The sequence below is a fragment of the Caulobacter sp. B11 genome (assembly GCF_002737765.1).
In the GTDB taxonomy this organism is placed as follows: domain Bacteria; phylum Pseudomonadota; class Alphaproteobacteria; order Caulobacterales; family Caulobacteraceae; genus Caulobacter.
Genome location: NZ_PEGG01000317.1, coordinates 1 through 5,806 on the forward strand (window position 1 = coordinate 1; position 5,806 = coordinate 5,806).

The 5,806-nt window shown below is 66.3% G+C and carries 3 protein-coding genes and 2 pseudogenes; 3 read left to right on the forward strand and 2 right to left on the reverse strand.

What is annotated here, in order from left to right:
* The 3 genes and pseudogenes from CSW58_RS11870 to murD form a co-directional block, all read left to right on the forward strand.
* A pseudogene (locus tag CSW58_RS11870) lies at window positions 1–368 on the forward strand (UDP-N-acetylmuramoylalanyl-D-glutamyl-2, 6-diaminopimelate--D-alanyl-D-alanine ligase); the annotation flags it as partial.
* Window positions 349–1,464 (forward strand): phospho-N-acetylmuramoyl-pentapeptide-transferase, encoded by a 1,116-nt coding sequence (gene mraY, locus CSW58_RS11875; RefSeq protein WP_099447425.1) that lies wholly within the window; start codon window positions 349–351, stop codon window positions 1,462–1,464. The pseudogene CSW58_RS11870 and the gene mraY, both read left to right, overlap by 20 nt.
* Window positions 1,465–1,476: 12 nt before the next feature.
* Window positions 1,477–2,886 (forward strand): UDP-N-acetylmuramoyl-L-alanine--D-glutamate ligase, encoded by a 1,410-nt coding sequence (gene murD, locus CSW58_RS11880; protein ID WP_099447426.1) that lies wholly within the window; start codon window positions 1,477–1,479, stop codon window positions 2,884–2,886.
* 26 nt (window positions 2,887–2,912) lie between these two features.
* On the opposite strand, the gene CSW58_RS13800 is transcribed toward murD, so the two are convergent.
* Together CSW58_RS13800 and CSW58_RS11890 are read right to left on the reverse strand one after the other, a co-directional pair.
* Window positions 2,913–3,551 (reverse strand): hypothetical protein, encoded by a 639-nt coding sequence (locus tag CSW58_RS13800; protein WP_143755191.1) that lies wholly within the window; start codon window positions 3,549–3,551, stop codon window positions 2,913–2,915.
* Between the two features lie 553 nt (window positions 3,552–4,104).
* Window positions 4,105–5,606, reverse strand: a pseudogene (locus tag CSW58_RS11890) (amidase).
* Between the last annotated feature and the right edge of the window lie 200 nt (window positions 5,607–5,806).

The following is a 5,806-nucleotide window of genomic DNA, read 5'->3' on the forward strand; positions in this document are numbered from 1 at the left end:
CGCTGAAGACCCTGGGGGCCCGCGCCGTGTCGGGGCGGCGCCTGGTGGTCCTGACCGACATGCTTGAGCTGGGACCTGACACCGAGCGCTTTCACGCCGAGCTGGCGGCGCCGATCGAGGCGGCCCGGGTCGATCTGGTGTTTTGCGCGGGCGTCCACATGAAATCGCTGTGGGACCGGCTTCCGCCGACTCGGCGCGGCGGCTACGCCGAGAACGCTGCGGATCTGTCGACACAGGTCGCGGCGATCGTGCGTCCGGGGGACGTGGTGATGGTCAAGGGGTCGAACGGCTCGCGAGCGGGGACGGTCGCGGCCGCCCTGGCGGCGCTAGGCGCGGGGGACAGGTCTGATGCTGTACTGGCTCTATGAATGGCTTTCGCACGGCGGGCAGGACCATGTCCCCGTGCTCAACCTGCTGAAATATCTGACCTTCCGCACCGGGATGTCGATGCTGACGGCCTATGTCGTCGCCGTCGCCATGGGCTCGCGGTTCATCCGCTGGATGAAGAGCAAGCAGGGCAAGGGCCAGCCGATCCGCACCGACGGCATCGCCCGTCACGTGGTCGAGAAGCAGGGCACGCCGACCATGGGCGGCTTCATGATCCTGGCCGGCCTGTTCGCCGGCTCGCTGCTGTTCGGCGACCTGAAGAACGTCCATGTCTGGGTGGTCCTGACCATCACCGGCAGCTTCGGGTTCCTGGGCTTCCTCGACGACTACGCCAAGGTCACCAAGCAGACCACGGCCGGCCTCTCCAGCGTTCAAAAGCTGATCGCGCAGTTCGCCATCTCGGCCGTCGCCGCGGTGGTGCTGGTTCTGGTCGAGCGCCAGTCGGTGATGGCCTCGGGCCTTGAGACCTCGCTGGTCTTCCCGATCTTCAAGCAGCTTGTGCTGAACCTGGGCTGGTTCTATGTCGCCTTCGCCGCCTTCACGATCGCCGGCTTCTCCAACGCGGTGAATCTGACCGACGGTCTGGACGGCCTGGCCATCGTGCCGGTGATGATCGCCGCCGCGACCTTCGGCCTGATCGCCTACCTGGTCGGTAACTTCAAGTTCGCCGAATATCTTCAGCTGCACGCCGTGCCGGGCGTCGGCGAGCTGGCGGTGCTGTGCGGCGCGATCATCGGCGGCGGCATGGGCTTCCTCTGGTACAACGCCCCGCCGGCCAAGATCTTCATGGGCGACACCGGCTCCCTGGCCCTCGGCGGCGCCCTGGGCGCGATCGCGGTCTGCGCCAAGCACGAGCTGGTCCTGGGCATTGTCGGCGGCCTGTTCGTGGCCGAGGCGCTGAGCGTGATGATCCAGGTCGCTTACTTCAAGAAGACCGGCAAGCGCATCTTCCTGATGGCCCCGATCCACCACCATTTCGAGAAGCTGGGCTGGGCTGAATCCACCGTCGTGATCCGCTTCTGGATCGTGGCGATGATGCTGTCCTTCGTCGGCCTCGCCACGCTGAAACTCAGGTAGGGAGCGGCCGCCATGATCCCCGTCCGTGGTTTCGAGGGCAAGACAGTCGCCGTGTTCGGGTTGGGCCGTACGGGCCTGACCGCGGCGCGCGCCCTGCTGGCCGGCGGGGCCAAGGTGGCGCTGTGGGATGAGAAGGCCGCCAGCCGCGAGGCCGCCGCCGCCGAGGGCCTGGACGTCGTCGACCTGAGCACGGCCGACTGGAGCGCCTTCGCCGCCCTGATGCTGTCGCCGGGCGTGCCGCTGACCCATCCCAAGCCGCACTGGACCGTCGACAAGGCCCGCGAGGCCGGGGTCGAGGTGCTGGGCGATGTCGAGCTGTTCGCCCGCACGGTCAACGCCGCTCCGGACCACAAGAAGCCCAAGATCGTCGCCATCACGGGCACCAACGGCAAGTCGACCACCACCGCCCTGATCGGCCACATGTTCCGCCACGCGGGCCGCGACACCCGGGTCGGCGGCAATATCGGCCTGGGCGTTCTGGGCCTGGACGACATGCACGGCGGCGCGGTCTACGTGCTGGAGCTCTCATCCTACCAGCTGGACCTGACCAGCAGCCTCAAGGCCGACGCCACGGTGCTGCTGAACCTGTCGCCCGACCATCTGGACCGTCACGGCGGCATGGACGGCTATATCGCCGCCAAGCGCCGGATCTTCCTCAACCAGGGCAAGGGCGACACCGCGATCATCGGCGTCGACGATCCCTGGTGCCAGCAGATCTGCACCGAGATCACCGCCGCCAACCGCCGCACCATCTGGCCGATCAGCGCCGGCAAAGCCATGGGCCGGGGCGTCTACGCCCTGCAGGGCGTGCTCTATGACGCCACCGGCGAGCGGGTAACCGAGATGGCCGACCTGCTGCGGGCCAAGAGCCTGCCGGGCCGCCACAACTGGCAAAACGCCTGCGCCGCCTACGCCGCCGCCGTCGCCCTGGGCATCCCGCCGATGCAGGCCGTCGAGGGGCTGATGAGTTTCCCCGGCCTCGCCCACCGCATGGAGACGGTCGCCAAGATCGGCCGCGTGCGCTTCGTCAATGACAGCAAGGCCACCAACGCCGACGCCGCGCGCCAGGCGATGAGCAGCTATCCCAAGATCTACTGGATCGCCGGCGGCGTGGCCAAGGCCGGCGGCATCGACGACCTGGCCGACCTGTTCCCGCGCGTCGCCGGGGCCTATCTGATCGGCGAGGCGGCGGGCGAGTTTGGCAAGACCCTGGACGGCAAGGCCCCCGTGCGCCAGTGCGTCTCGATCGAGGTCGCCACCGCGGCGGCCTATGCCGACGCCCTGGACAGCGGCGAGGACGCCATCGTCCTGCTGTCGCCGGCCTGCGCGTCATTCGACCAGTTCAGCGACTTCGAGGCGCGGGGCGAGGCGTTCCGGGCGGCGGTCGAGGGGCTGGGACGGATTGGGGTGAAGGCGGGGTAGAGCATCGACCTATAAGTTCGCAGCAGCTATGGCTTGGAGCGCTTCGGGAGCCATGCTGCTAGTGGATTCTCCGGTGGGTTCGCTATCTCGATCCCAGCTGGACGTAGTCCGCGCCTTGCGCGGAAGCCTGCGAGATCATACGTCCACGCAAATGACACGGCCAACAGTTCTGCCGCAATTGAACGCAGGCACTCTGGTGTTAACAGCTGTATCTGCTCGTACTCCATCATTTCAATGAACTGGAGAATGTCGCCGTGACAAACATCGTGGCGTAACTGCACCACAAAAACGTTCTCTTTTGTCTCCAGCTTAGTATAAAAATCTTCCTCTCCCGGCCAAGCGAGGCTTTTGATCGGTACTCCGAGTTCTCGCGCCTTGCGCAAAAGGGTGTTACTCAAGTTTTGATACGGCGAGAGGGTCAGTTCTCCAGCATAATCGGGGTGTAGCTGAGCGACGGTGACTCGAAGGCTGGCTTCGATCCCATTCAATATCGATGAAACTCCTGGAATATATAGTTCTTGCTCAAGGGCTTGTTGTCCTTGGGTGAAGAACCAATGGAAGGCGGGATTCATCAAATTGCAGGCGAAGTAAGTCCTCCTCGCATGCTCGGTATGAACTTTGGCGAGGAAGGTGGCCCGCAATTCATCATCGTAGGTCATCTGCATCGCAATCCATCAAATTCGTAAGCGGGTGATCATTCACTTAGCGACATATTTTGGGGTCGACGACCCCTAGCGGGCGGCCGAAGGAGTGGCCGGTCTTTAATCAAGATTGGTATCAGCGGCTGCCAGTTTTGGCCTTATCCGCCAGCGCGGCCGCACCTCGACCCTAAAACCCTTGGTGGAATTGGAGCTCTGGCTGACGGCCTCGTCAAGGATGGCCTCGTCAAGGACGGCCTCGTCAAGGACGGCCTCTGCGGGGCCGCCGCGGCGCGGCAACGCGAGAGCGTCGTCCTTGACGAGGCCGTCAGCCAGAGCAGGCTCGCCTCCGAGGGTTGCAGGGCGCGGCCTGGCTGCTGGACCGTTCTTTCAAAGCACAACCCTATCAACCGTCATTCCCGCCCTTGTGGCGGGAACCCCTGGTTCAGTCCGCACGTGAGGTGTCAGCGAAGTGCGTGCGCACTTCGCCCCTTGCGCCCCTGCGGCGGATAGAGAGGTTCCCGCCACAAGGGCGGGAATGACGGTGGAGATGGGAGGGGCGAGGCGGCCCCTCCGCCCCCTACGGCGCGACCGTCGGCAGGAACTTCGGTTCGAACCGCTTCATCGTCGCCTGCTCATAGGCATAGCCGAGGTTCAGCAGCAGGGCCTCGCTCCAGGCGGGGCCGATGAAGCTGATGCCCACCGGCAGGCCGTGGACGTCGCCCATCGGCACGGTCAGGTGGGGATAGCCGGCCACGGCGGGCAGGGTGGTGGCCGAGCCGCCGTAATTGTCGCCGTTCAGCGGGTCGATGGTCCAGGCCGGCCGGTGGTCGGGGCGATGATCGCCACCGCGCCGGACTGTTTGAGGATCTTGTCGATACCCTCGGGGCCGGCCAGCCGCTTGGAGTCGGCCAGGGCCTTGATATAGGCCGGATCGGCATAGCCCTTGGTCTTCTCGGCCGCCTCGAAGGTCTCCTGGCCGAACCATTCGAACTCTTTCGGGGTCGCCTTGTTGAAGGCGATCAGGTCGGCCAGGGTGCGGCTCTTGACCTTGGCCGGATCGGTCGAGGCCAGATAGGCGGCCAGGTCGACCTTCAGCTCGGTATAGAGCACCACGCCCTCGGCCTTGCCGATCGGGCCCTCGTCGAAGGTCTTGACCTCGACCAGCCGCGCGCCCTGGGCGGCCAGGTCCTTCAGGGCCTGTTCGAACACCGCGTCCGTGCCCGGCGAATAGCCGGTGTAGAAGCGGGCGACGGCCAGGGTCACGCCCTTCAGCGCGTCCTTGTTGAGGCCCTTGGCATAGTCGGTCTTGTGGCTGTCGGCGGCCTTGGTGGCGCTGTCGGCGGGATCGGAGCCGGCGATGGCGGTCAGGATCTGGGCGGCGTCGGTGACCGTGCGGGTCATCGGGCCGGCGGTGTCCTGGCTGTGGCTGATCGGCACGATGTGGGTGCGCGACACCAGCCCGACCGTGGGCTTGAGGCCGACCAGGCCGTTGAGCGCGGCCGGGCAGGTGATCGAGCCGTCGGTCTCGGTGCCGATCGCCGCCCAAGCCAGGCCCGCCGCCACCGCCACGCCCGAGCCGCTGGACGAACCGCAGGCGCTGCGGTCCAGCACATAGGGATTGCGGGCCGTGCCGCCGATGGCGCTCCAGCCGCTGATCGAGTTGTTCGAGCGGATATTAGCCCATTCCGACAGGTTGGCCTTGCCCAGGATCACCGCGCCGGCGGCGCGCAGGCGCGCGGCCATTGGGGCGTCGCGACCGCTGATATTGTCCTTCAGGGCCAGCGAGCCGGCGGTGGTGGCCATCGGATCGGCCGACTCGATATTGTCCTTTAGCAGGATCGGCGCGCCGTGCAGGGGCGAGCGCACCTTGCCGGCCGCGCGTTCGGCGTCCAGGGCGCGGGCGTCGGCCAGGGCGTTGGGATTGACGGCGATGACGGCGTGCAACTGGTCATTGCGCGCCGCGATGGCCTCGACATAGGCCTGGGTCGTCGCCTCGGCGGACGGCGCGCCTTGGGCATGGGCGGCCGTGGCCGTGAGCGCGGCGAGGGCCGCGCCGAGCAGAAGAGCGGTCTTGGTCACTGAAAGGTCCCGAACTGGGCCGAACGATCCGGCGTTAGCATGGTGTCGGCCCAAACCCTCCCGCATCCTCGGTCCGTCTTGATGCGATCGCGCTCGAGTCTCGAAGTCCTAGATGAACACGGCCACGTTCTGGCGCGCAACGATCAAGGGCGCGCCGTCGGCGTTCCACAGCATCATGCCCTGGGTGGAATAGCCGTCGC

Coding starts and splice junctions, on each gene's coding strand:
- mraY (WP_099447425.1), top strand. CDS start 349: ATGCTGTACTGGCTCTATGAATGGCTTTCGCACGGCGGGCAGGACCAT.
- murD (WP_099447426.1), top strand. CDS start 1,477: ATGATCCCCGTCCGTGGTTTCGAGGGCAAGACAGTCGCCGTGTTCGGG.
- CSW58_RS13800 (WP_143755191.1), bottom strand. CDS start 3,551: ATGCAGATGACCTACGATGATGAATTGCGGGCCACCTTCCTCGCCAAA.